Below are 20999 nucleotides of genomic sequence, written 5' to 3' on the forward strand. Positions count from 1 at the left end.
CGAATTCGTGCGCGGCGCGCCGTTACGCGCGCGTCGGCGGAGGCGCGGCCCGCACTCGCACACAGTAGGTTGGGGACAAAGGAGGTCTCTGTGCATCTGCGTGGCGTGCTTCTCCCCGGTGACGAGGTCCGCGACCTGTGGGTGCGGGACGGAACCGTGTCGTTCGAACCTGTACCCGGAGCCGAAACACTGTGCCGCACAGGGTGGATCGTGCCGGGACTGGTGGACGCGCACTGTCACGTCGGGATCCGCTACGGCGGTGGTGACGAGGACCGGGCGGGGGCGATCGCGCAGGCCGAGACCGAACGGGACGCGGGCGCGCTGCTGCTGCGCGACGCCGGGTCGCCGATCGACACGCGGTTCATCGACGACCATCCGGAACTGCCGAAGATCATCCGCGCCGGTCGCCACATCGCCCGCCCGCGCCGCTACATCCGGGAACTCGGCATCGAGCTGGACGACGAGCGCGACCTGCCGGAGATCGTGGCCGAGCAGGCGCGCTTCGGCGACGGCTGGGTGAAGATCGTCGGCGACTGGATCGACCGGTCGGTGGGGGATCTGCGGCCGCTGTGGAGCGACGCGATCCTGAAGGAGGCGATCGACGCGGCGCACGCCAACGGCGCCAGGGTCACCGCGCACGTGTTCGGCGAGGACGCGCTGCCCGGCCTGATCGGCGCGGGCATCGACTGCCTGGAGCACGGCACCGGCCTCACCGACGACACCATCGAGTTGATGGCGGCGCACGGCACGGCGCTGGTGCCGACCCTGGTCAATATCGACACCTTTCCCGACATCGCCGACAGCGCGGGCAAATTCCCCGTCTACGCCGCGCACATGCGTGACCTGCACCGCCGCGTGCGAACCACCGTCGCCAACGCGCACGACGCGGGCGTGCCGATCTTCGCGGGCACCGACGCCGGCGGTTCGATCCGGCACGGCCGCATCGCGGACGAGATCGCCGCGCTCGGCGGCGCGGGCCTGTCGCCGCACGACGCACTGGGCGCGGCCTCGTGGGATGCCCGCACGTGGCTCGGCCGTCCCGGCATCGAACCCGGTGCCCCCGCGGATTTCGTTGTCTACCAGGAGGATCCCCGCGCTCACCCCGAGACCCTCACCGCGCCGTACGCGGTGATCCTGCGCGGGCGCGTGTACGCCCAGCGCGACCCGGTCACGGGTCACCGCTGACAAGATCAGGGGGAACTGGTGGCGGCGGCCTCTCGCGAAACGCCGCCACCAGTTCCCCCTGATCTCGAGCGCTCGGTTCAGGTGCGCCAGTGGCGGATTTCGTGTGCCCAGGCCTGGAGTCCCGCTGCGAAGCCGGCGCGCTGCTCCGGTGTGAGGGTGGCCATCGCGGCCAGGAGCGGTTCGGCGCGGCGGGCGAGGAAGGTCTCCATGTGTTCGCGCCACCGCGGCAGCAGCGCGACCAGGGTCCGGCGGCGGTTGGCCGGATCGGGTTGTCTGCTCACCCAGCCCGCGCGGTCGAGGTCGCCGACCAGTTCGCTGACCGTGGACAGGGCCAGGCCCATGCGCCCGGCCAGCTCGCTGACGCTGAGCGCCGCCTCGGGCACCAGCTGCACGCAGACCGCGCCGTGCCGGGCGGTGAGACCGTGGGCGGCGAACGAATCCTGATGCGCGACAGGCATATCGGAGCGTGCCTTGTCGAAGAAGTTGGCGATCAACGGTACGTAACCGATCACCTCGGTGATCTCCGCACGGTTCGGCAGCCGGGGTGCGCTGGGCTTGTCGGGCATGGGTACAGCATATATATTCGGATTTACGAACTATTCGTATATCCAAACCATTGGGGGTTGGGGTGTCCAGCTATCAGGACGCGGTCGTCGATGCACTCGAGCGCCTCGACGACCTCGGTTACGAACGCAATCTCGGCGGCGGCGATCTCGCCAACCACGGGCCGATGGGCGCCGAGGCGCTGGCGGTGCTCGGTCACGGTGACGCGGTGCCGGCTTGGGTCGCGACCTACCGCAAGGCGGCGCCGCATCACGAACCGCCGGTGCCGTACCAGCGGATCGACGGCACCGACGAGGCGGAGTGGCGGGCCGCGCTGGGCGATATCGGTCGCGCGGGCGACTTCGAGGAACTGTTCCTGCGCGAGATCGCCGAGGAAGGCTGGCAGGCCGTGCTGGTGCGCTGGTGGCCGCGGTTGCTCCCGGGTCCGATGACCGGACTGACGCACGGGTTGATCCGCACCGCGCACGCGGTGCGCGGGCTGTCCGCGGCGCCACCGACTCCGGTGCAGCTGCGCGAACTGTCCCGCGGGCTGGGTTACTGGGCCGCCCGGTTCGTCGACGCCCCGTGGGCGGGCACGTTGACCGGGCAGCTGCCGGTACCCGCCGCGCTGGCCGCGGTGCCGCGCCTGCCCGAACGGCCGCGCAGCCCGCAGGAGGGGTTGGCGCGGATGCGGAATCCACAGGCGATGCCGGGCTACACCGACGCGCTCACCGCGCTCGCCGCCGACCACACCGACCGGCTGATCTCGGAGATGACCGCGACCTACGCCGGGGTGTGCGTCGCGCATTCGGGCGCCGGGTTCCCGATCCCGCTGTTGCACGGCGTCACCGCACCCGCCGCGGCCCGGCTCGTGCTGCCGCAGTTGCCGCCGGAGCTGCACGGCCCGACCGTGGCCGCGCTGTGGCAGGCCCAGGTGACGCTGCTGATGATGGTCACCGACGGCCGTGCCGGCGAGGACACCGCCCTGGCCGACGCGCAACGGGCCGAGGTGCCGGCCTGGGACGAACTGGTCGGGCGGGCCGTCGACCACGGCGACGAGCACGTCATCAAGTTCACCGAGGCCTGCCTGCGTGAGCACACCCTGCGCCCGGATCCGCGCTATGCCTGGGCGGTCGATCTCGCGCAGCGCCAGATCGAGCGTCCCGACGCCGAAGGCGGTTCCGCGGTCGCCGTACGATTCGCCCGTCCGGCCGACTGAGCGCCCTGCCACCGGCGGTGCACCGCCGGTGGCCCGCGTAGGGTCGGCTCTCATGAGCATTCGCCTCGGCTATCAAATGCCCAACTTCACCTACGGTCAACCGGTGCGTGAGCTGTTCCCGACCGTGGTCGCGCAGGCCAGGGCGGCCGAGGCCGCCGGTTTCGACACGGTGTTCGTGATGGACCACTTCTATCAACTGCCGGGGCTGGGCACGCCGGACGATCCGATGCTGGAGTCCTACACCGCGCTGTCCGCGCTTGCCGCGTCGACCGAGCGAATCCAGTTGTCGGCGTTGGTGACCGGCAACACCTATCGCAATCCGGCGCTGCTCGCCAAGACCGTCACCACCCTGGACCTGGTCAGCGGCGCTCGCGCGGTGCTCGGCATCGGCGCGGGCTGGTACGAACTCGAGCACACCTCCTACGGTTTCGAATTCGGCACGTTCACCGAGCGTTTCGAGCGGCTCGACGAGGCGCTGCAGATCATCCGGCCGATGCTGCGCGGCGAGCACGCCACCTTCGACGGCAAGTGGTACCAGGCCGATCGCGCCATGAACGAGCCGCGGCTGCGCGACGATCTGCCGATCATGCTCGGCGGTTCCGGGGAGAAGAAGACCTTCGCCCTGGCCGCGCGGTACGCCGATCACCTCAATATCGTGTGCAACGCTTCGGAATTGCCGCGCAAGATGGCGGCCCTGCACCAGCGCTGCGCCGAGATCGGCCGCGACCCGGCGACCCTGGAGGTCAGCTACCTGTGCATGCTTTTCCTCGACGAGGACGGCGACCAGGCACGCAAGCAGCAGCGAGACTTCCTGCGCGGCAACGGCATCGAGTTGTCCGATATGTCCGAGGCAGAGCGGGCGCAGTCCGTCGCGGATCGGCAGTTCGCCGGTGATGCCGACGAGGTCGCCGAGCAATTGCAGCGCCGCGTCCTCGATCACGGCGTGCAAGGACTCGTCGTCAACATGCTCACCAACGGCCATCAGCCGGGTGCGGTCGAACTGGCGGGGCATGCCCTTGCGCCGCTGGTGCGTTGATCGAACGCGCCCTGAAAACTGTTGGGAGTACGGAAACTTTTCCGGTCGATAGAATCGGCAACGTGACAGCGTCCACACCGGAGCGGCGGGGTTCTTACGGATTCGACGCGCCACCGATCATGGTCCTGCTAGGCGTGCTCGCGCTCGGATTCCTGATCGGTGCGGTGGTCGACGTGCTGGTCGGCGAACTCGCATCGGCGGCGGTGCTGGTGTTGATCGGGCTCGCGATGGCCGCGCAGTTCAGCCTGTTCCTGCACGCCACCCGGCGGGGCAAGTTCCGTGCCTGGGACGGACTGCTGGACGACCTGCGGCTGCGCGGCGACGAGCGCCTGCTCGATCTCGGCTGCGGGCGCGGTGCGGTGCTGCTCGCCGCGGCCAAGCGGCTGCCCGAGGGCAAGGCCGTCGGCATCGATCTGTGGCGTTCGGTCGACCAATCCGGCAACAATTCCGCGACCACCGCGCAGAACGCGGTCGCCGAGCAGGTCGCGGACCGGATCGAACTGCACACCGGCGACATCACCTCGTTGCCGTTCCGGACCGGCGAGTTCGATGTCGTCGTCTCCAGCCTGGTCATCCACAACATCAAATCCTCGGCGGGGCGCGCCGCCGCCGTGCGGGAGGCGCTGCGCGTGCTGCGGCCCGGCGGTCACCTCGTCCTCGTCGATATCGGCCGGACCGGCGAATACGAGACCACCCTCGTGGCCAACGGCGCGCAAGCCCTGCGCGCCCGCACCCTCGGCTGGCAGGTCTGGTGGGGCGGCCCGTGGATGCCGACCCGCACCCTGAGCGCCACCGCCCCACCCGCCGCCGCCTGATGTATTCCGGTGCGAGAAGTGTTCGGTGAAGGACTCCGTAGCCTCAGTTGAACAGGTTCGCGATGCCGGATGCGATGGCGCGTAACAGGCGGAAGCCGCCCGCGGTGGCGTATTCGACGGCGACCTCCTGACCCATGTCGGTCACGGTCTCGCGGGCTGTCTGGCGCGCGGTGCTGCGCCTGCGTCTGCGGCGGCGAAAGATCCCCATGACCTGTTATATGAGCGGACCGCCCCCAGCGCAACAAGTCCAGGCGATTTCAGGTGCTCGCGGTCCATCTGGCACAATGAACCACCGTCCTTCCGGACGAAGTGTCAGCCCGTCTCCGGTTACGTACCGCGCGGCGGTCACACACTCCAAGCGCTAAACCGGGCTCGCAGACCATGCGGGTCGCTGAATTGCGCCGTGACCAACCAATGAAAGAGGCAGAACAAGCATGGCTGTTCGCATCAAGCTCACCCGTATGGGCAAGATCCGCAACCCGCAGTACCGCATCGTCGTCGCGGATGCCCGCACCCGCCGGGACGGCCGGGCCATCGAGTCCATCGGCAAGTACCACCCGAAGGAAGAGCCGTCGCTCATCGAGATCGATTCCGAGCGCGCTCAGTACTGGCTGGGTGTCGGCGCGCAGCCGACCGAGCCCGTCCAGCGCCTGCTGGAGATCACCGGTGACTGGCAGAAGTTCAAGGGCCTGCCGGGCGCCGAGGGCACGCTGAAGGTCAAGGCCGCCAAGGCGTCCAAGCTGGACCTGTTCAACGCCGCGCTGGCCGCCGCCGACAACGCCCCGACCACCGAGGCCGTCACCCCGAAGAAGAAGGCCGCCAAGAAGGACGAGGCCGCCGTGGCCGAGACCGAGGCTGCTGAGTAATGAGCGCAGTCGTCGCCGATGCTGTGGAACATTTGGTTCGCGGCATCGTCGCGAATCCGGATGACGTCCGCGTCGAGCTGATCACCGGCCGCCGCGGACGCACCGTCGAGGTGCACGTTCACCCTGATGACCTGGGCAAGGTGATCGGTCGCGGCGGTCGTACCGCGACCGCGCTGCGCACCCTGGTCGCCGGTATCGGCGGCCGGGGCATCCGGGTCGACGTGGTCGACACCGACCAGTAGATGGAACTTGTCGTAGGACGCGTCGCCAAGTCGCACGGCGTGCGTGGCGAGTTGGTCGTCGAGATACGCACCGACGAGCCGCAGGCCCGGTTCGCGCCGGGCAGTACGCTGCGCGGACGGCTGGCGCGGTCCAAGGAAGTTCGTGAGTTCACCGTGGAGTCGGCCCGAGAGCACTCGGGCCGGCTTCTGGTGTTTCTCGACGGCGTCAGCGGGCGCGAGGCGGCCGACGCGTTGCGCGGAATGCTGTTCGTGGTGGACAGCGCCGACCTGCCGCCCTCGGACGATCCGGACGAGTACTACGACCACGAACTCGAGGGGCTGACCGTCCGGCTCACCGACGAGACCGTGGTCGGCACCGTGCGCGAGGTCCTGCATTCGGCTGCGGGAGAACTGCTTTCGGTGCGGGCCGCCGCGGACGGCCGGGAGATCCTGATCCCGTTCGTCACCGCGATCGTGCCCACCGTCTCGCTGGCGGATCGGCTGATCGTCATCGATCCGCCCGAGGGACTGCTCGATCCGGAATAGGGGGATGAGCGTATGAAACTCGACGTCGTCACGATCTTCCCCGAGTACCTCGAGCCGTTGCGGACCGCGCTGCTCGGCAAGGCCATCGACAAGGGCCTGATCTCGGTCGCCGTGCACGATCTGCGCGACTGGACGCACGACGTGCACAAGTCTGTCGATGATGCCCCGTACGGCGGCGGCCCCGGCATGGTCATGAAGCCGACGGTGTGGGGCGACGCGCTGGACGCGGTCTGCCCCGACGACGCGCTGCTCGTCGTCCCGACGCCCGCGGGCGTCCCGTTCACCCAGGCGACCGCGCAGCGCTGGGCCACCGAGGACCATCTCGTCTTCGCCTGCGGCCGGTACGAGGGCATCGATCAACGTGTCTTCGACGATGCGGCCCGTCGGGTGCGCGTCGAAGAGGTGAGCATCGGCGACTACGTACTGATCGGCGGGGAGGCCGCGGTGCTCGTGCTGGCCGAGGCCGTGGTCCGGCTGATCCCCGGTGTGCTCGGCAATCAGCAATCCCACCAAGAGGATTCGTTCTCCGACGGTCTGCTCGAGGGCCCCAGCTACACCCGTCCGGTCACCTGGCGCGAGCTCGAGGTCCCGCCGATCCTGCTCTCCGGCGACCACGCCAAAGTGGCCGCTTGGCGCCGCGAGCAGTCCCTCGCGCGCACCCGTGAGCGCCGTCCCGATCTCCTGCCCTGACCTACCAGGCCCAGGCCCTGTCTAGGGCAGCAGCCCGTGCCGCCGCGCCGCGACCACCGCCTCGTGGCGTGAATGCGCGTCCAGTTTCGTCATCGCGTTGCGCAGGTAGCTCTTGACCGTTTCCGCGGCGAGCGAGAGCCGTTGCGCCGCCTCCTGATTCGTGCAGCCGAGGGCGACCTGCGAGAGCACGTCCAGTTCCCGCCGGGACAGCTGGGGTGCGTCGGCGGCGGGTGCGCCGACCATGACGCGGGTGAGGCGTTCACACACCGTGTGCAGCCGGCCGCGCAGGTTGTCGTCGTCGGCCGAGCGGGCCATGCCGCGCAGTTCGGCGTGGATGTCGCGGAGCTCCTCGGCGACCGCGGGCGCGGTGTCGGAGGCGGGCGCGGTCATCTCCAGCAGGCGCAGCCTGCGGTCCACCTCGTCCCGGATGGCGATCTCGGTGGCCAGCCGGCGACCCGCCTGCACGACCAGATCGGCGGTGCGGTCGCCGATCGGACTGGCGCCGCGGGTGGCGGCGTAGAGCACGGCCCGCGAACACTGGCCGACCACCACCGGCACGGCGACGATCGACCGCAACCCTTCGCCGGACACCGGCCCGTCGTAGTGATGGGTGATCGTGGAGGTGTTGACGTAGTCGGCGACCGACGCCGGGCGGCCGGAGTCCATCACCCGCCCGCCCAGCCCCGAGGTACGCAGCACGGACAGACCGCGCAGTCCATTGGTGAGGGTGCCGACGAATTCCGATAGCAGCAGCGCATCACCGTGCACCTCGCCGCCGAACGCCACCGGTACCCCGGCCGTGCCCGCTACCCAGCGGATTTCGGCGCGCAGCGCGTCTGAGTCGCGCGGGCGGAGCAGCGCGGTGTGGGTCATGGGACTCACCCCTTTTCGGGGGTAGTGGCGAACGAGGTGTGACCCACATCCTATTAGGGCCAACGGGACGTAGTGCGTGTTCGGTCACGCCTGGCGCGCGGCGGGGACGCGCCAGTGCGTGACCCGAACACTGAGGAGTGACGAGATGGGTATCGACTTGAATCCACGGGTGCGGGAGTTGCTGGACACCTACGACCGGCCGGAGGCCTCGGCGGCCGACGTCCTGTGCGACCGGCATCCCGCGAACGGGATCGCGTTCACCATCGTCGAGAGCGACCTGTCGTCGACCGATCTCACCTATGGCGAACTGCGGGAGCGCTCGTCCCGGTTCGCCGCGGCGCTGGCCGACCTCGGGATCGGGCCCGGCGATCGGGTCGCGACGCTGATGGCGAAGTCCGCGGATCTGGTGGTCGCCCTGCTGGCCATCTGGCGCCGCGGGGCAGTGCACGTCCCGCTGTTCACCGCGTTCGCGCCGCCCGCCATCGCGTTCCGGCTCGAGGCGAGCCGGACCACGGTCGTCATCGCCGACGCCGACCAGGCGAGCAAGCTGGCGCCGGGGCCGGACCTGCCCGCGGATGCGCCGTGGCAGGTCATCGTCAGCGGTGCGGCGCCGAGCGGCACGCTGAGCATGGCGGAGCTGCTGGCCGGCAAGTCCGCGGACGATCCGAACGCCGCCGCGGTCGCGGTCGGCGGCGACGGGCTGCTGATCCAGCTGTTCACCAGCGGCACCACCGGCACGCCGAAGGGGGTGCCGATCCCGTTGCGCGCCTTGGCTTCCTTCCAGGCGTACCAGGAGTTCGCGCTCGACGTCCGCACGGACGACGTGTACTGGAACGCCGCCGATCCGGGCTGGGCCTACGGCCTTTACTGGGCGATTCTGTCGCCGCTGTCCAGCGGCATCCGCAGCCTGCTGCTGCACGCGGGTTTCTCCGCCCCGCTCACCTGGCAGGTGCTCGAGCACTTCGGCGTCACGAATTTCACCGCCGCCCCGACCGTGTACCGCGCGCTGCGCGCGGCGGGCGGCACGCCGCCGCGGATCAGGTTGCGCCGCGCATCGTCGGCGGGTGAACCGCTCACGCCCGAGGTCGTGGCGTGGTCGCTGGAGAATCTCGGCGTCGCGGTGCGCGATCACTACGGCCAGACCGAGCACGGGATGCTCATCTGCAATGCCTGGCACGAGGCGCTCGACGCGGAGGTGCCCGCGGGGTCGATGGGACGCACACTGCCGGGCTGGACCTGCGCGGTGCTGGCCGACGACGCGGACACCGTCGCGCCGGTCGGCGAACTCGGCCGCGTCGCGATCGACACGGCCAACAGTCCGCTGCTGTGGTTCCTCGGCTACCTCGACGCGCCCGAGCGCACCGCCCAGCGCTTCACGCCGGACGGCCGCTGGTATATCACCGGTGACGCGGGCTCGCAGGACGAGAACGGCTGCTTCCGCTTCTCCGCCCGGGACGACGACGTCATTATCATGGCCGGGTACCGGATCGGCCCTTTCGAGGTGGAAAGCGTGCTGGTGCTGCACGATCAGGTCGCCGAGGCCGCCGTGGTCGGTATGCCCGACGAACTGCGCGGCGAGGTGCTGGAGGCGTTCGTGGTGTTGCGCAACGGTTCCGGGGGCAGCGACGAGCTCGCGGCGGAGCTGCAGGAGCTGGTGAAGCGGAAGTTCGCCGCGCACGCCTATCCGCGCACCGTGCATTTCGTGCCGGAGCTGCCGAAGACGCCCAGCGGCAAAGTGCAGCGATTCGTGCTGCGGCAGAAGGGAACCAAGTGATGTCGCGGCCCAGCTATGCCTCGGGGGTGTCGCAGACCCCGCTGCTCGGCGACACCATCGGCGGCAATCTCGACCGCGCGGTGGCGGCGCATCCGGACCGGGAAGCGTTGGTGGACAAGACCTCCGACCGGCGCTGGACCTACCGGGAGCTGGGTGCGGCGATCGACGCGCTGGCCACCGGGCTGGCCGCGCGCGGCATCGCCAAGGGCGACCGGGTCGGCATCTGGGCGCCGAACTGTGCGGAATGGTTCTTCGCGCAGTACGCGACGGCGAAGATCGGCGCGATCCTGGTGAACATCAACCCCGCCTATCGGACCAGTGAGCTGGAATACGTCCTGCGCCAGGCGGGCGTGCGCGTGCTGATCGCGGCCGCGGAGTTCAAGACCTCGAACTATGTCGCGATGATCGACGAGGTCCGCCCGAACTGCCCGGCGCTGGAACAGGTGCTGATCCTCGGCACGCCGGAGTGGGATGAGCTGGCGGGGACCGCGATCGATCCGGATCGGCTGGCGGCGCGCGCCGCGGAACTGTCCATCGACGACCCGATCAACATCCAGTACACCTCGGGCACAACAGGTTTCCCCAAAGGGGCGACGCTGAGCCATCACAACATCCTGAACAACGGCTTCTTCGTCGGGGAGCTGTGCGGCTACACCGAGCAGGACCGGATCTGCGTGCCGGTGCCGTTCTACCACTGCTTCGGCATGGTGATGGGAAATCTGGCCGCCACCAGTCATGCTGCGGCGGTGGTGATTCCGGCGCCCGCATTCGATCCGGTGGCGACCCTGGCCGCGGTCGAAGCCGAGCGCTGCACCTCGCTCTACGGGGTGCCGACCATGTTCATCGCCCTGCTCACCGAACTCGATACCGCCGCACCGGATCTGTCCAGCCTGCGCACCGGCATCATGGCCGGTTCGCCGTGTCCGGTGGAGGTGATGAAGCGGGTGATCGATCGGATGGGCATGCACGAGGTGTGTATCTGCTACGGCATGACCGAGACCTCGCCGGTTTCCACCCAGACCCGCCGCGACGACGGCATCGATCGGCGCACCGCCACCGTCGGCCGGGTCGGCCCGCATCTAGAGGTCAAAATCGTCGATCCCGCAACGGGTCTCACCGTGCCCCGCGGCGAGCCGGGCGAATTGTGCACCCGCGGTTACTCGGTGATGCTCGGCTACTGGAGCGACCCCGGCAAGACCGCCGAGGCCATCGACGCCGCGCGCTGGATGCACACCGGCGATATCGGCGTGATGGACGACGACGGCTATCTGGCCATCACCGGCCGGATCAAGGACATGGTGATCCGCGGCGGCGAGAACATCTATCCGCGCGAGATCGAGGAGTTCCTCTACACCCATCCCGACATCCTGGATGCCCAGGTCATCGGCGTGCCCGACCCCAAGTACGGCGAGGAGTTGATGGCCTGGGTCCGGATGCGCGAGGGTGCGGCGCCGCTGGACGCGACGCGCGTTCGCGAGTTCTGCACCGGCAAGCTGGCGCACTTCAAGATTCCGCGTTATGTGCACGTGGTGGACGAATTCCCGATGACCGTCACCGGCAAGATCCGCAAGGCCGAAATGCGTGAATTGTCCCGTGCGCTACTCGCTTTGCCGGACCAGACCTGAATTGAGGTGCCCCGATTACTACGGTCATGTGACCCGGAGGCGGCGACCATAAGGTGGGATGAGTTCGGCCGTCGGGGGGTTTCTGACACATCTGATATCGAGAGGTCTTGCATGTCCATCGGTTCGTTGTCCCGTGTCCTGTCTTGTGTTTTCGCCACCGCGGCGCCCCTGCTCCTGTTCGCACCGCAGGCTACGGCCGACCCGGGTAGCCCGTACCTCTGCCTGGGCCCGTACCTGTCGAGCGACGGTTCCGCGAACGTCGAATCGTGCATATACGCGGAGAACGGAGTGCCGCGGGCCTTCGGCGGGCTGGAGATCGTCAAGGGTGGCCCCATCACTCGCGACAACTGCACCATGGTCGTCACCGTCGTCGACAAGGACGCCTACCTCGATGGCACCAATGAGCAGGTCGCGACGAGCGGCCCGTTCCCCTGCCTGGACGGCCGGTACCCTTCGCCGCCGCTGACCGTGGACGCGGCGCTGTCCAAGCCCGGGCATCGGTACGTCAGCTTCACCGAGGTCACGTTGAACGGTCAGGGCATCGCCCGCATCTACAGCCCGGAATTGGTCCTGTAGTAGATGATTCGCGGAGCCGACGGGAAAACGCCGAACCGGGCCGGGCATATCCGGCCTGGTTCGGCGTATTCGTGCGCAGGCCGGACGCCTGCCGCGGGGTGGCGTCGGCAGGCTGGTTCAACTGGGTGTGGGCCCCATGTCGGGCGACGGAGGTAGTGTCTCCGGCGTGACGACAGCGCCCGAGACCACCAGTGCAGAGTCCCAGCCCGTGTCCGCCCCCGCGACGATCGTGAGCCAGGCCGGCGTGAATCGCCGCATCGCCGACGAGCTCGCGGTGCGCGAGACCCAGGTGCGGGCCGCCGTCGAGCTGCTCGACGCCGGCTCGACCGTGCCGTTCATCGCGCGGTACCGCAAGGAGGTCACCGGCGGTCTCGACGACGCGCAACTGCGACAGCTGGACGAGCGCCTGCATTACCTGCGCGAACTCGACGAACGCCGCGGCGCGATCCTCGAATCCATCCGGGGCCAGGGCAAACTGGACGATGCCCTGCACCAGCAGATCATGCTCGCCGAAACCAAGGCCCGGCTCGAGGACATCTACCTGCCCTACAAGCCGAAGCGGCGCACCAAGGCGCAGATCGCCCGCGAGGCGGGGCACGAGCCGGTCGCCGACGCGCTCATCTCCGATCCGGCCACCGATCCCGCGCAGTACAACGCCGAGCAGTTGGACGGCGCGCGCGCGATTCTGGTCGAGCGGTTCGCCGAGGACGCCGACCTGGTCGGCGAGCTGCGCGAGCTGATGTGGAACCGCGGCCAGGTCACCTCGACGGTGCGCGCGGGCAAAGAGGAGGCCGGCGCCAAGTTCGCCGACTACTTCGAGTTCAGCGAGCCGTTCACCAAACTGCCCTCGCATCGCATCCTCGCGCTGCTCCGCGGCGAGAAGGAAGAGGTGCTGACCCTGCACCTCGAGCCCGACACCGAAGAGCCGCAGCCGGGCGAACGAACCATCTACGAAGGCCGCATCGCGGTGAAGTTCGGCATCGCGGACAAGGGCCGCGCCGCCGACCCCTGGCTGCTGGACACGGTGCGCTGGGCGTGGCGGACCAAACTCCAGGTGAGCCTCGGCATCGATACCCGGATGCGGCTGCGGCAGGCCGCCGAAAAGGACGCGGTCGACGTGTTCGCGGCGAACCTGCGCGATCTGCTGCTGGCCGCGCCCGCGGGCACCCGCACCACCATGGGCTTGGACCCGGGCTACCGGACCGGCGTGAAGGTGGCCGTCGTCGACGCCACCGGCAAGGCCGTCGCCACCGAGGTGATCTACCCGCACAAGCCGCAGGGACAGACCGAGAAGTCGCTCGCCGTGCTCGGCGCGCTGGTCGCCCGGTTCGGCGTCGAGCTCATCGCCATCGGCAACGGCACCGCCTCGCGCGAGACCGATGCCCTTGCCACCGAGCTGATCTCGCGGATCCCGGAGAACAAGCCGACCAAGATCGTGGTGTCCGAGGCGGGCGCCTCGGTGTACTCGGCCTCGGCGTACGCCACCCAGGAACTGCCGGACATGGACGTGTCGCTGCGTGGCGCGGTGTCGATCGCGCGCCGGTTGCAGGACCCGCTCGCCGAGCTGGTGAAGATCGACCCGAAGTCGATCGGTGTCGGCCAGTACCAGCACGACGTGTCCGAGACGCTGCTGGCGCGCTCGCTGGGCGCGGTGGTCGAGGACGCGGTGAACGCGGTCGGCGTCGATGTGAACACCGCCTCGGTACCGCTGCTGTCCCGGGTGTCGGGTATCGCCGGTTCGGTCGCGGAAAGCATTGTGGCGCACCGCGATCAGAACGGACCGTTCCGCAGCCGGACCGCGCTGCTCGACGTGCCGCGCCTCGGCCCGAAGGCGTTCGAGCAGTGCGCGGGCTTCCTGCGCATCCGCGGCGGCGACGACCCGCTGGACACCTCCTCCGTGCACCCCGAGGCCTACCCGGTGGTGCGCCGCATCATGGCATCGACCGGCCGCGACATCACCGAGGTCATCGGCAACACCACCGTGCTGCGCGGGCTGCGCGCCGACGACTTCACCGACGAACGCTTCGGTGTGCCCACCGTGACCGACATCATCACCGAACTCGAGAAGCCCGGCCGCGACCCGCGCCCCGAGTTCAAGACCGCCGAATTCGCCGCGGGCGTAGAGAAAGTGGCCGACCTGGAGCCCGGCATGGTGCTCGAAGGAGTCGTCACGAACGTCGCCGCGTTCGGCGCGTTCGTCGACATCGGCGTGCACCAGGACGGCCTCGTGCACGTCTCGGCGATGTCGCACAACTTCGTCAAGGACCCGCGCGAAGTGGTGAAGTCCGGCGACGTGGTCAAGGTGAAGGTGCTCGAGGTCGATGTCGCCCGGCAGCGCATCGGCCTGTCGCTGCGCCTGGACGACGAGCCGGGCGCCCCCGCCAAGGGCGAGAACCGGCAGCGTGGTCAGAGTGGTGACCGTAAAGGCGGTCCCGAGCGGCAGAATGGGCAGGGCAGGAACCAGCAGGGCCGCAACCAGGGCCAGGGGCGCAACCAAGGCCAGGGGCAGTCGCGCGGCGGCGGCAACCAGCGCCGCAACGCGCCCGCGCCGAGCGGTTCGATGGCCGACGCGTTGCGCCGCGCCGGTTTCGGCCAGTAGGACCCCTATCGCGGACGGAGGATGCGGGAAGCCATGCGACGGTGGCTCGACGAAGATGTGGTCGCGCAGGGCAGGCTTCCGCTGCTGTGCTTCCTGCTCGGGTTCATCGTCGGCTTCCTGCTGATCCGGCTCAGCGTCCGGCTGATCCGCAAACAGGTGCGGTGGTGGCCGGGCAACCTGCGCTCCGGCGGGGTGCACATCCATCACATGGTGTTCGGGGTGATCCTGGTGCTGGCCTCCGGCATCGGCATGGTCACCCTCTACCAGAGTGCCGACACCGCAACGGCTTCCGCGCTGGCGGCCGCCTTCGGCGTGGGGGCGGCCCTGGTGCTCGACGAGTTCGCGCTGATCTTCTACCTGCGTGACGTGTACTGGGAGGAGCAGGGGCGCACCTCGGTGGACGCGGTGTTCGTCGCGCTCGCGGTCACCGGGCTGCTGCTGCTCGGCTTCCATCCGCTGTGGATGCTGGACATCAACGACTTCCGCAGCGACCCCAGCACGGAGGTCCGGATCTTCGTCGTCGCGTTCTCTTTGGTGAACCTCGCGCTCGCCGCCACCGTGATCGCGAAAGGCAAGATCTGGACCGGCTTGTTCGGCATGTTCTTCCTGCCGTTGCTCGTGGTCGGCGCACTGCGGTTGAGCAGGCCGGGTGCGCCGTGGGCGCGCTGGCGCTACGCCGACCGCCGCCGCCTGATGTACCGCGCGATCGTGCGCGAACGGCGATACCGGCGTCCGGTGATCCGCGCCAAGATCTTCGTGCAAGACCTGGTCGCCGGCAAACCGGATGTCGAACACGTCCGCACCGCCGCCGAAGCCGAACTCACCCGAACCGTCGTCCCCGCCCCACCCGCCCCCCACCGCCACCACCTCTCCCTCTTCTCCCACGACCACGAACCCGCCCACCCCGACCCAGACCTCGAACCAGCTGCCTCCGACCGCCCCACCCCCTGACCCGCCGGACGAGCCCCGCGCCGAGCCGGGGTCGCCTGGTCGAGCTGGGGTCGCCTGGTCGAGCCGGAGTCCCCGGCAGGGCGGGAGTCGCGGTGCCGGGCCGGAGTCGCCGCACCGCGCACAAGTTCGTGCACCGCGCGCGGATTCGCGTGCCGCGCGCGGATTCGCGTGCCGCGCGCGGATTCGCGTGCCGCGTGCGGATTCGCCGACGAATTGGTGCGCGGGATGCGAATTGGTGCGCGGGACTGATGCTGCGCGGCCTCGGCTAGGGGTTTGTGGGGAGGGGGAGGGTGGCTAGGCGTTCGGGGTGGGCGATCAGGTCGATGGCGGTGATTCGATCGTCGGCGACGGTGAAGGCGAGCACCGACTTCGGTGCGCCGTCGACGGTACTCAGCAGGCCCGCAACACCGTTGACGAGCGCGGGCGCGACCTCGTACCGGTTGGCGAAGGTGTGGAAGGTGTCCAGCAGCCCGGCCACCGCGGACGCACCGCGGATGATCTGGAGGCCGCCGGCGCCGCTGTCCGCGCGCAGCACCACGTCGGGGTCGAGTAGGGCGAGCAGTGCGTCGAAGCTGCCTTCGCGTGCGGCGGAGAGGAACGCGGCGACCGCGCGGCGCTGGCGGGGCAGATCCGGGTCGAGCCGCGGCGCGCAGGCCTGCACGCGCCGCCGGGCCCGGCTGGCGATGGTCTTGGCCGCGGCCGGCGACTTGCCCAGGACCGGCCCGATCTGGTCGAACGGCAGCGCGAACAGGTCGTGCAGCACGAACGCCAGCCGCTCCGCCGGATTCAACGAGTCGAGGACCACCAGCAACGCCAGGCCGACCGAATCCGCCAGCACCGCTTGCTGTTCCGGATCGGCACCGGCGTCGAGGCGGACCACCGGATCCGGCAGCTGCTCCTCGAACGAGTCCTCGCGCCGGATCCGCCGCGCGCGCAGCATATCCAGGCACACCCGGCTCACGGCGGTGGTCAGCCAGCCGCCCAGGTTCTCGATCTCGGCCGGATCCACGCGCGCCAACCGCAGCCACGCCTCCTGCACCGCGTCGTCCGCCTCGGTCAGTGAGCCGAGCATCCGGTAGGCCACCGCCGTCAGATGCGCACGGTGCGCTTCGAACCGGTCGGCCAGATGGTCGTCCACGTGTGCTCCTCCGCCTCGTCCCATACTTATGACGGTGCGCGCGGGCAGAGTGTGACAAGGCTCGTTACCTTTTCGTTCCGCCATCCGTCAGAGCAGCAGCACACTCGACGGAAGGACGCATCATGCACACCCGCGCGAAGGACCTCGCTTACCTCGGCGCCTCAGGTCTGCTGCTCACCGAATCGGTGGTCGGCGCCTACTGGGATCTCGCTCGAATCCCGCATGTCCGTACAGCTTTCGAGCACCTCGGCTATCCGATGTATTTCGCGAGTATCCTCGGCGCCGCGAAATCAGCGGCGGCGGCTGCGATCGTGCTGCCAGGCCACCCACGGGCCGAGGAATGGGCCTATGCCGGACTGACTTTCGTTTTCGCGGGCGCGGCGGCCTCGCATCTCGCGGTCGGCGACAAACCGAGGGCGTGGGTCGGGCCGCTGGTCTTCGCGGGGCTCACCCTGGTGTCCTGGCGGCTGCGTCCGCCCGCCGGGCAACGAAATCCTGTGGCGCTGTTGCGCCGCCCGGGACGATCCGCATGAGCATCGACGTACAGGGCACCGTCGCACCGGGATTCGAGAGCGTACGCACCGAATTCGCGGCGGTCGTCGCCGCGGAGAACGGCGAATCCGGCGCGCAGCTGGCCGCTTTCGTGCACGGCGCACCGGTGGCCGACCTGTGGGCCGGGCCGCAGGTGACCGGGGACACGCTGACGGGTCTCCTCTCCGCCACCAAAGGCGCGGCGACGGTAGTGGTCGCGTTGCTGGTCTGATCTATCCTTTTCTCGGCGCGCAGGAGTTCGGGCACACCGGTGCGGCAGGCTCGGACGGCTTCGCCGACCCGCACAGCGGCCTGACCTACGGCTACACCCGCAGACGGTCCGCGTTCGGTTTCCGGGCGGGCGAAAACGAGAGATCGGCCGCAGCGTTGCACCGTGCGGTGCGGGACCTGGGCCGGTGAGCGGGGGCCGATTTTTCTCGCGACCTGCCGATCTGGCACAATGCTCAGGTTGCCCTGGGTGCGTATCGGCCCGGCGCACCCCCTTAATCGGAGCATGAACCGGTCGAGCACGTCCCGTGCCGCCAGGGTCCTCTGTTCGCGCGAACCCAGAAGGATGGAAATGAACACCCTTGACTTCGTCGACGAGAAGTCGCTGCGCAGCGACGTCCCCGACTTCCGGCCGGGCGACACCCTCAATGTGCACGTGAAGGTCATCGAAGGCTCGAAGGAGCGCATCCAGGTCTTCAAGGGCGTCGTCATCCGACGCCAGGGCGGTGGCATCCGCGAGACCTTCACGGTCCGCAAGGTGTCGTTCGGTGTCGGCGTGGAGCGCACCTTCCCGGTGCACACCCCCAACATCGACCACATCGAGGTCGTCACCCGCGGTGACGTCCGCCGTGCCAAGCTCTACTACCTGCGTGATCTGCGCGGCAAGGCCGCCAAGATCAAGGAAAAGCGCTGACCTGGTCGTCCAGCACCAAAGCTTTTTCGTAGCCCGGCCCCGGACCCCAGTTCCGGTGCCGGGCTACTGTTTTCGGTGTGACCGACGAGGGAGCGTCAGCATCGGCTGACGAGGGGGTACGTCGCGCCGAGCGACGGGGTAAGCGCAAACAGCGACCGTTCTGGCAGGAACTGCCGGTCTTGATCGTGATCGCCGCGGTGATCGCCGCGTTGATGGTCAACTTCGTGGGTCGGCCGTACATGATCCCGTCCGAATCCATGGAGCCGACCCTGCACGGCTGTGCGGGCTGCACCGGCGATCGAATCTACGTGCAGAAGCTGGGCTACTACTGGGGTGAGCCGAAACCTGGGGATGTAGTCGTCTTCGTCGGTCCGCAATCCTGGAACGATACCTACGTCTCCCACCGCTCGGACAATTCGATCCTGCGGAATGTGCAGAACTTCTTCTCGTTCTTCGGTCTGGTGCCGCCGGACGAGAACGATGTGGTGAAGCGGGTGATCGCGGTCGGCGGCCAGACCGTCGAGTGCTGTGATGCGCAGGGCCGGGTCAAGGTGGACGGCAAGCCGCTCGACGAGCCGTACGCGCGCTACCTCTTCCCCTACGTCGCAGGTCGGCCGTTCGGTGCCGGGGGCGGCCGGGAGTTCGCGCCGGTCAAGGTGCCCGAGGGAAATCTGTGGGTGATGGGCGACAACCGCGACAACTCACGGGACTCGCGCGCGCACACCCGAGACGAGTTGCACGGCACCGTCCCGGTGGACAATGTCCGGGGCAGGGCCGTGTTCAAGATCTGGCCGCCGAGCCGGATCGGTCCGGTGCGCACGCAGAATCCCCAGACAACTGACGGGACGTCGTAGCCCGGCGTCGGACGCGTCACAGGATGCCGGGCTAATCTGTTCGGCGTGGCAGACGAAAGTGGGTCGGTGTCGGTGTCCGATTCGGGCGACGAAGGGGTATCGCGGCGTCGCGGGAAGCGGCGGCGGGAGAAGAAGCAGCGGCCGTTCTGGCAGGAGCTGCCCATCCTCATCGTGATCGCCGCGGTGATCGCCGCGCTGATGGTGACTTTCGTCGGGCGGCCGTACGTGATTCCGTCGCAGTCGATGGAGACCACGCTGCACGGCTGCGCCGGGTGCACGGGCGACCGGATCTACGTGCAGAAGCTGAGCTACTACTGGGGCGATCCGCAGCCGGGCGACGTGGTCGTCTTCGTCGGCCCGCCGTCGTGGAATACGCACTACCAGTCGATCCGCTCGGACAACGCCGCGGTGCGCGGCGTACAGAACTTCTTCTCGTTCTTCGGCCTGGTGCCGCCGGACGAGAACGATCTGGTGAAGCGGGTCATCGCGGTCGGCGGCCAGACCGTCGAGTGCTGTGACGCGCAGGGCCGGGTCAAGGTGGACGGCAAGCCGCTCGACGAGCCGTATGCGCGCTACCTCTTCCCCTACGTCCCCGGCCAGCCGTACGGCCCGGGCGGCGGCCGGGAATTCAAGCCGGTCAAGGTGCCCGAGGGGCACCTGTGGGTGATGGGCGACAACCGCAACGAGTCCGCCGATTCGCGCGCGCACATCAGCGACGAACTGCAGGGCACCGTCCCGGTGGACAACGTCCGGGGCAAGGCCGTGTTCAAGATCTGGCCGCCGAACCGGATCGGTCCGGTGCGTTCCGAGAACGCCCAAGCGAACTGATCATCAGCGGCCGCAGCATAATTGGACGGTGGGGCAAAGCCGAGTGGTACACAGCAATGGGTGGCCGCCGCGCGTGGTGATGCGCAAAGCCGGTGGCTTGCGCACGCTCGAAGCAGCGCTGATCCGGAGCGGACTGGGTCCTGTCGCGGGTGTCGACGAGGCCGGCCGCGGACCGTGCGCGGGGCCGCTGGTGGTGGCGGCCTGCCTGCTCGCGCCGAAGGCCTACGACAAGCTGGCCGGACTGGACGACTCCAAGAAGCTCACCGAGTCCGTCCGCGAAGAGCTGTACCCGGTGATCCTGCGCCTGTCGCTGGCCTGGAACGTGGTGGTCATCCCGGCCTGGGAGATCGATTCGATCGGCATCCACGTCGCCAATATCGAAGGCATGCGGCGCGCGGTGGCCGGGCTGGGGGAGCGTCCGGGGTACGTGCTCACCGACGGCTTCCGGGTGCCCGGCATCCCGGTGCCGTCGCTGCCGGTGATCGGCGGTGACGCCGCCGCGGCCTGTATCGCCGCCGCCAGCATCCTGGCCAAGGTGACCAGGGACCGGATGATGGTCGAGCTGGACGAGCAATTTCCCGGCTACGGTTTCGCGTCGCACAAGGGCTACAACACGCCCGACCATATCGCCGCCCTGCACCGGCTCGGCCCCAGCGATGAGCATCGGCGCTCATGGCGAAATGTGCGGGAGATGGCCGGTCTCCGGCCGGTCGACGCCGGGGCCGAGGCCGCCGACGCGGTGCTCGCGGGCGAGGTCGACCCGATGCTGTCCGATGAGTCAGAAGCCATGCGTTCGGATAGCCGAGTGGCTACCGGCGCGACCCATGCGCGATGATGTCAGCAACTGACGCAACGCGGCGAGAAGGAGGACGTCCCACCCGATGAGTGCCGAGGACCTCGAGAAGTACGAAACCGAGATGGAACTCTCGCTGTATCGCGAGTACAAGGACATCGTCGGTCAGTTCTCGTACGTGGTGGAGACCGAACGCCGCTTCTACCTGGCCAACTCCGTCGAGTTGCGCCCGCAGAACGCCGACGGTGAGGTGTATTTCGAGGTGCGGATGAGCGACGCCTGGGTCTGGGACATGTATCGTCCGGCCCGCTTCGTCAAGCACGTCCGCGTGATCACCTTCAAGGACGTGAACATCGAGGAGCTCGAGAAGCCGGACCTGCGGTTGCCGGAGTAACCGCCGGCCCGTGCACGGCG

Annotated in this window: 24 protein-coding genes; 20 read left to right on the top strand and 4 right to left on the bottom strand. The window is 68.9% G+C overall.

Annotated features, from left to right (window positions below; genetic code table 11):
• Nucleotides 1-90 precede the first annotated feature (90 nt).
• Complete coding sequence (locus NVU01S_RS16615) at nt 91-1185, top strand: amidohydrolase family protein (protein ID WP_043676568.1); 1095 nt, start codon at nt 91-93, stop codon at nt 1183-1185.
• Nucleotides 1186-1262: 77 nt separating this feature from the next.
• Here the strand turns inward: NVU01S_RS16615 and NVU01S_RS16620 are convergent, their stop codons facing one another.
• A complete protein-coding gene (locus NVU01S_RS16620) occupies nt 1263-1751 on the bottom strand; it encodes a MarR family winged helix-turn-helix transcriptional regulator (RefSeq protein WP_043676570.1) in 489 nt (162 codons plus the stop codon).
• Nucleotides 1752-1813: 62 nt separating this feature from the next.
• Between NVU01S_RS16620 and NVU01S_RS16625 the strand changes: the two genes are divergently transcribed.
• The 3 genes from NVU01S_RS16625 (at nt 1814) to NVU01S_RS16635 (ending at nt 4798) form a co-directional block, all read left to right on the top strand.
• Nucleotides 1814-2947 (top strand): questin oxidase family protein, encoded by a 1134-nt coding sequence (locus NVU01S_RS16625; protein WP_043676571.1) that lies wholly within the window; start codon nt 1814-1816, stop codon nt 2945-2947.
• Between the two features lie 52 nt (nt 2948-2999).
• The gene (locus NVU01S_RS16630; protein WP_043676573.1) at nt 3000-3983 is read left to right on the top strand and encodes an LLM class F420-dependent oxidoreductase; all 984 of its coding nucleotides are present in this window, start codon (nt 3000-3002) and stop codon (nt 3981-3983) included.
• Between the two features lie 62 nt (nt 3984-4045).
• On the top strand, nt 4046-4798 hold the full coding sequence (locus tag NVU01S_RS16635) for a class I SAM-dependent methyltransferase (RefSeq protein ID WP_043676576.1): 753 nt from the start codon (nt 4046-4048) through the stop codon (nt 4796-4798).
• Nucleotides 4799-4841: 43 nt separating this feature from the next.
• Here the strand turns inward: NVU01S_RS16635 and NVU01S_RS43405 are convergent, their stop codons facing one another.
• Nucleotides 4842-5006: a hypothetical protein gene (locus tag NVU01S_RS43405; RefSeq protein WP_156161770.1), complete on the bottom strand. Its 165-nt coding sequence runs from the start codon at nt 5004-5006 to the stop codon at nt 4842-4844.
• 226 nt (nt 5007-5232) lie between these two features.
• Here NVU01S_RS43405 and rpsP point away from each other — a divergent pair, with 226 nt between their 5' ends.
• The 4 genes from rpsP to trmD are packed head-to-tail and all read left to right on the top strand — an operon-like array spanning nt 5233 to nt 7121.
• Nucleotides 5233-5664: a 30S ribosomal protein S16 gene (rpsP, locus tag NVU01S_RS16640; RefSeq protein WP_014987048.1), complete on the top strand. Its 432-nt coding sequence runs from the start codon at nt 5233-5235 to the stop codon at nt 5662-5664.
• Nucleotides 5664-5906, top strand: coding sequence for an RNA-binding protein (locus tag NVU01S_RS16645; protein WP_011210690.1), 243 nt, complete (start codon nt 5664-5666; stop codon nt 5904-5906). Before rpsP ends, NVU01S_RS16645 begins: the two co-directional genes overlap by 1 nt.
• Nucleotides 5907-6431, top strand: a complete 525-nt coding sequence (gene rimM, locus NVU01S_RS16650) for a ribosome maturation factor RimM (RefSeq protein WP_043676578.1) — start codon at nt 5907-5909, stop codon at nt 6429-6431.
• A 12-nt stretch (nt 6432-6443) separates the two neighbouring features.
• Nucleotides 6444-7121, top strand: a complete 678-nt coding sequence (gene trmD / locus NVU01S_RS16655) for a tRNA (guanosine(37)-N1)-methyltransferase TrmD (protein WP_043676580.1) — start codon at nt 6444-6446, stop codon at nt 7119-7121.
• A gap of 21 nt (nt 7122-7142) precedes the next feature.
• Here trmD and NVU01S_RS16660 read toward each other — a convergent pair whose 3' ends face one another.
• Nucleotides 7143-7994, bottom strand: coding sequence for a helix-turn-helix transcriptional regulator (locus NVU01S_RS16660; protein WP_014987045.1), 852 nt, complete (start codon nt 7992-7994; stop codon nt 7143-7145).
• A gap of 145 nt (nt 7995-8139) precedes the next feature.
• On the opposite strand from NVU01S_RS16660, the gene NVU01S_RS16665 reads away from it, so the two are divergent.
• From NVU01S_RS16665 to NVU01S_RS16685, 5 genes are all read left to right on the top strand, one after another.
• Nucleotides 8140-9768, top strand: coding sequence for an AMP-binding protein (locus tag NVU01S_RS16665; protein ID WP_043676582.1), 1629 nt, complete (start codon nt 8140-8142; stop codon nt 9766-9768).
• Nucleotides 9768-11393 carry an AMP-binding protein gene (locus tag NVU01S_RS16670; protein ID WP_043676584.1) on the top strand — a complete coding sequence of 542 codons (1626 nt, stop codon included), beginning with the start codon at nt 9768-9770 and terminating at the stop codon, nt 11391-11393. The genes NVU01S_RS16665 and NVU01S_RS16670 overlap by 1 nt, the downstream gene beginning before the upstream one ends.
• A gap of 111 nt (nt 11394-11504) precedes the next feature.
• Complete coding sequence (locus NVU01S_RS16675) at nt 11505-11969, top strand: hypothetical protein (protein ID WP_043676586.1); 465 nt, start codon at nt 11505-11507, stop codon at nt 11967-11969.
• Nucleotides 11970-12135: 166 nt separating this feature from the next.
• Nucleotides 12136-14568, top strand: a complete 2433-nt coding sequence (locus NVU01S_RS16680) for a Tex family protein (protein WP_082032246.1) — start codon at nt 12136-12138, stop codon at nt 14566-14568.
• 33 nt (nt 14569-14601) lie between these two features.
• Nucleotides 14602-15519, top strand: coding sequence for a hypothetical protein (locus NVU01S_RS16685; RefSeq protein WP_063048140.1), 918 nt, complete (start codon nt 14602-14604; stop codon nt 15517-15519).
• A 265-nt stretch (nt 15520-15784) separates the two neighbouring features.
• Here the strand turns inward: NVU01S_RS16685 and NVU01S_RS16690 are convergent, their stop codons facing one another.
• On the bottom strand, nt 15785-16681 hold the full coding sequence (locus NVU01S_RS16690; RefSeq protein WP_043667304.1) for a sigma-70 family RNA polymerase sigma factor: 897 nt from the start codon (nt 16679-16681) through the stop codon (nt 15785-15787).
• Nucleotides 16682-16779: 98 nt separating this feature from the next.
• On the opposite strand from NVU01S_RS16690, the gene NVU01S_RS16695 reads away from it, so the two are divergent.
• The 7 genes from NVU01S_RS16695 to NVU01S_RS16725 all read left to right on the top strand — a co-directional run bounded on the left by NVU01S_RS16695 (nt 16780) and on the right by NVU01S_RS16725 (nt 20979).
• Nucleotides 16780-17190 (top strand): DoxX family protein, encoded by a 411-nt coding sequence (locus NVU01S_RS16695; RefSeq protein WP_043667302.1) that lies wholly within the window; start codon nt 16780-16782, stop codon nt 17188-17190.
• Entirely contained in the window at nt 17187-17420 is a 234-nt protein-coding gene (locus NVU01S_RS44870; protein ID WP_043667300.1) for a serine hydrolase, read from the top strand. Before NVU01S_RS16695 ends, NVU01S_RS44870 begins: the two co-directional genes overlap by 4 nt.
• Before the next feature lie 348 nt (nt 17421-17768).
• Entirely contained in the window at nt 17769-18110 is a 342-nt protein-coding gene (gene rplS, locus NVU01S_RS16705) for a 50S ribosomal protein L19 (protein ID WP_029893064.1), read from the top strand.
• A 77-nt stretch (nt 18111-18187) separates the two neighbouring features.
• Complete coding sequence (gene lepB, locus NVU01S_RS16710; protein WP_043667298.1) at nt 18188-18964, top strand: signal peptidase I; 777 nt, start codon at nt 18188-18190, stop codon at nt 18962-18964.
• 45 nt (nt 18965-19009) lie between these two features.
• Nucleotides 19010-19792 carry a signal peptidase I gene (gene lepB / locus NVU01S_RS16715; RefSeq protein ID WP_167829353.1) on the top strand — a complete coding sequence of 261 codons (783 nt, stop codon included), beginning with the start codon at nt 19010-19012 and terminating at the stop codon, nt 19790-19792.
• Between the two features lie 79 nt (nt 19793-19871).
• Complete coding sequence (locus tag NVU01S_RS16720; RefSeq protein ID WP_043667400.1) at nt 19872-20627, top strand: ribonuclease HII; 756 nt, start codon at nt 19872-19874, stop codon at nt 20625-20627.
• Nucleotides 20628-20673: 46 nt separating this feature from the next.
• Nucleotides 20674-20979, top strand: coding sequence for a DUF2469 domain-containing protein (locus tag NVU01S_RS16725; RefSeq protein WP_011210678.1), 306 nt, complete (start codon nt 20674-20676; stop codon nt 20977-20979).
• Nucleotides 20980-20999: the final 20 nt, after the last annotated feature.

It is taken from the genome of Nocardia vulneris (assembly GCF_001613425.1).
GTDB lineage: Bacteria > Actinomycetota > Actinomycetes > Mycobacteriales > Mycobacteriaceae > Nocardia > Nocardia vulneris.

What these genes read in the sequence shown, in the direction of transcription:
- NVU01S_RS16620 (WP_043676570.1), bottom strand. Translation starts at nt 1,751, where the DNA reads ATGCCCGACAAGCCCAGCGCACCCCGGCTGCCGAACCGTGCGGAGATC.
- NVU01S_RS16630 (WP_043676573.1), top strand. Translation starts at nt 3,000, where the DNA reads ATGAGCATTCGCCTCGGCTATCAAATGCCCAACTTCACCTACGGTCAA.
- NVU01S_RS43405 (WP_156161770.1), bottom strand. Translation starts at nt 5,006, where the DNA reads ATGGGGATCTTTCGCCGCCGCAGACGCAGGCGCAGCACCGCGCGCCAG.
- rpsP (WP_014987048.1), top strand. Translation starts at nt 5,233, where the DNA reads ATGGCTGTTCGCATCAAGCTCACCCGTATGGGCAAGATCCGCAACCCG.
- NVU01S_RS16645 (WP_011210690.1), top strand. Translation starts at nt 5,664, where the DNA reads ATGAGCGCAGTCGTCGCCGATGCTGTGGAACATTTGGTTCGCGGCATC.
- rimM (WP_043676578.1), top strand. Translation starts at nt 5,907, where the DNA reads ATGGAACTTGTCGTAGGACGCGTCGCCAAGTCGCACGGCGTGCGTGGC.
- trmD (WP_043676580.1), top strand. Translation starts at nt 6,444, where the DNA reads ATGAAACTCGACGTCGTCACGATCTTCCCCGAGTACCTCGAGCCGTTG.
- NVU01S_RS16660 (WP_014987045.1), bottom strand. Translation starts at nt 7,994, where the DNA reads ATGACCCACACCGCGCTGCTCCGCCCGCGCGACTCAGACGCGCTGCGC.
- NVU01S_RS16665 (WP_043676582.1), top strand. Translation starts at nt 8,140, where the DNA reads ATGGGTATCGACTTGAATCCACGGGTGCGGGAGTTGCTGGACACCTAC.
- NVU01S_RS16670 (WP_043676584.1), top strand. Translation starts at nt 9,768, where the DNA reads ATGTCGCGGCCCAGCTATGCCTCGGGGGTGTCGCAGACCCCGCTGCTC.
- NVU01S_RS16675 (WP_043676586.1), top strand. Translation starts at nt 11,505, where the DNA reads ATGTCCATCGGTTCGTTGTCCCGTGTCCTGTCTTGTGTTTTCGCCACC.
- NVU01S_RS16685 (WP_063048140.1), top strand. Translation starts at nt 14,602, where the DNA reads ATGCGACGGTGGCTCGACGAAGATGTGGTCGCGCAGGGCAGGCTTCCG.
- NVU01S_RS16690 (WP_043667304.1), bottom strand. Translation starts at nt 16,681, where the DNA reads ATGGGACGAGGCGGAGGAGCACACGTGGACGACCATCTGGCCGACCGG.
- NVU01S_RS16695 (WP_043667302.1), top strand. Translation starts at nt 16,780, where the DNA reads ATGCACACCCGCGCGAAGGACCTCGCTTACCTCGGCGCCTCAGGTCTG.
- NVU01S_RS44870 (WP_043667300.1), top strand. Translation starts at nt 17,187, where the DNA reads ATGAGCATCGACGTACAGGGCACCGTCGCACCGGGATTCGAGAGCGTA.
- rplS (WP_029893064.1), top strand. Translation starts at nt 17,769, where the DNA reads ATGAACACCCTTGACTTCGTCGACGAGAAGTCGCTGCGCAGCGACGTC.
- NVU01S_RS16720 (WP_043667400.1), top strand. Translation starts at nt 19,872, where the DNA reads ATGCGCAAAGCCGGTGGCTTGCGCACGCTCGAAGCAGCGCTGATCCGG.
- NVU01S_RS16725 (WP_011210678.1), top strand. Translation starts at nt 20,674, where the DNA reads ATGAGTGCCGAGGACCTCGAGAAGTACGAAACCGAGATGGAACTCTCG.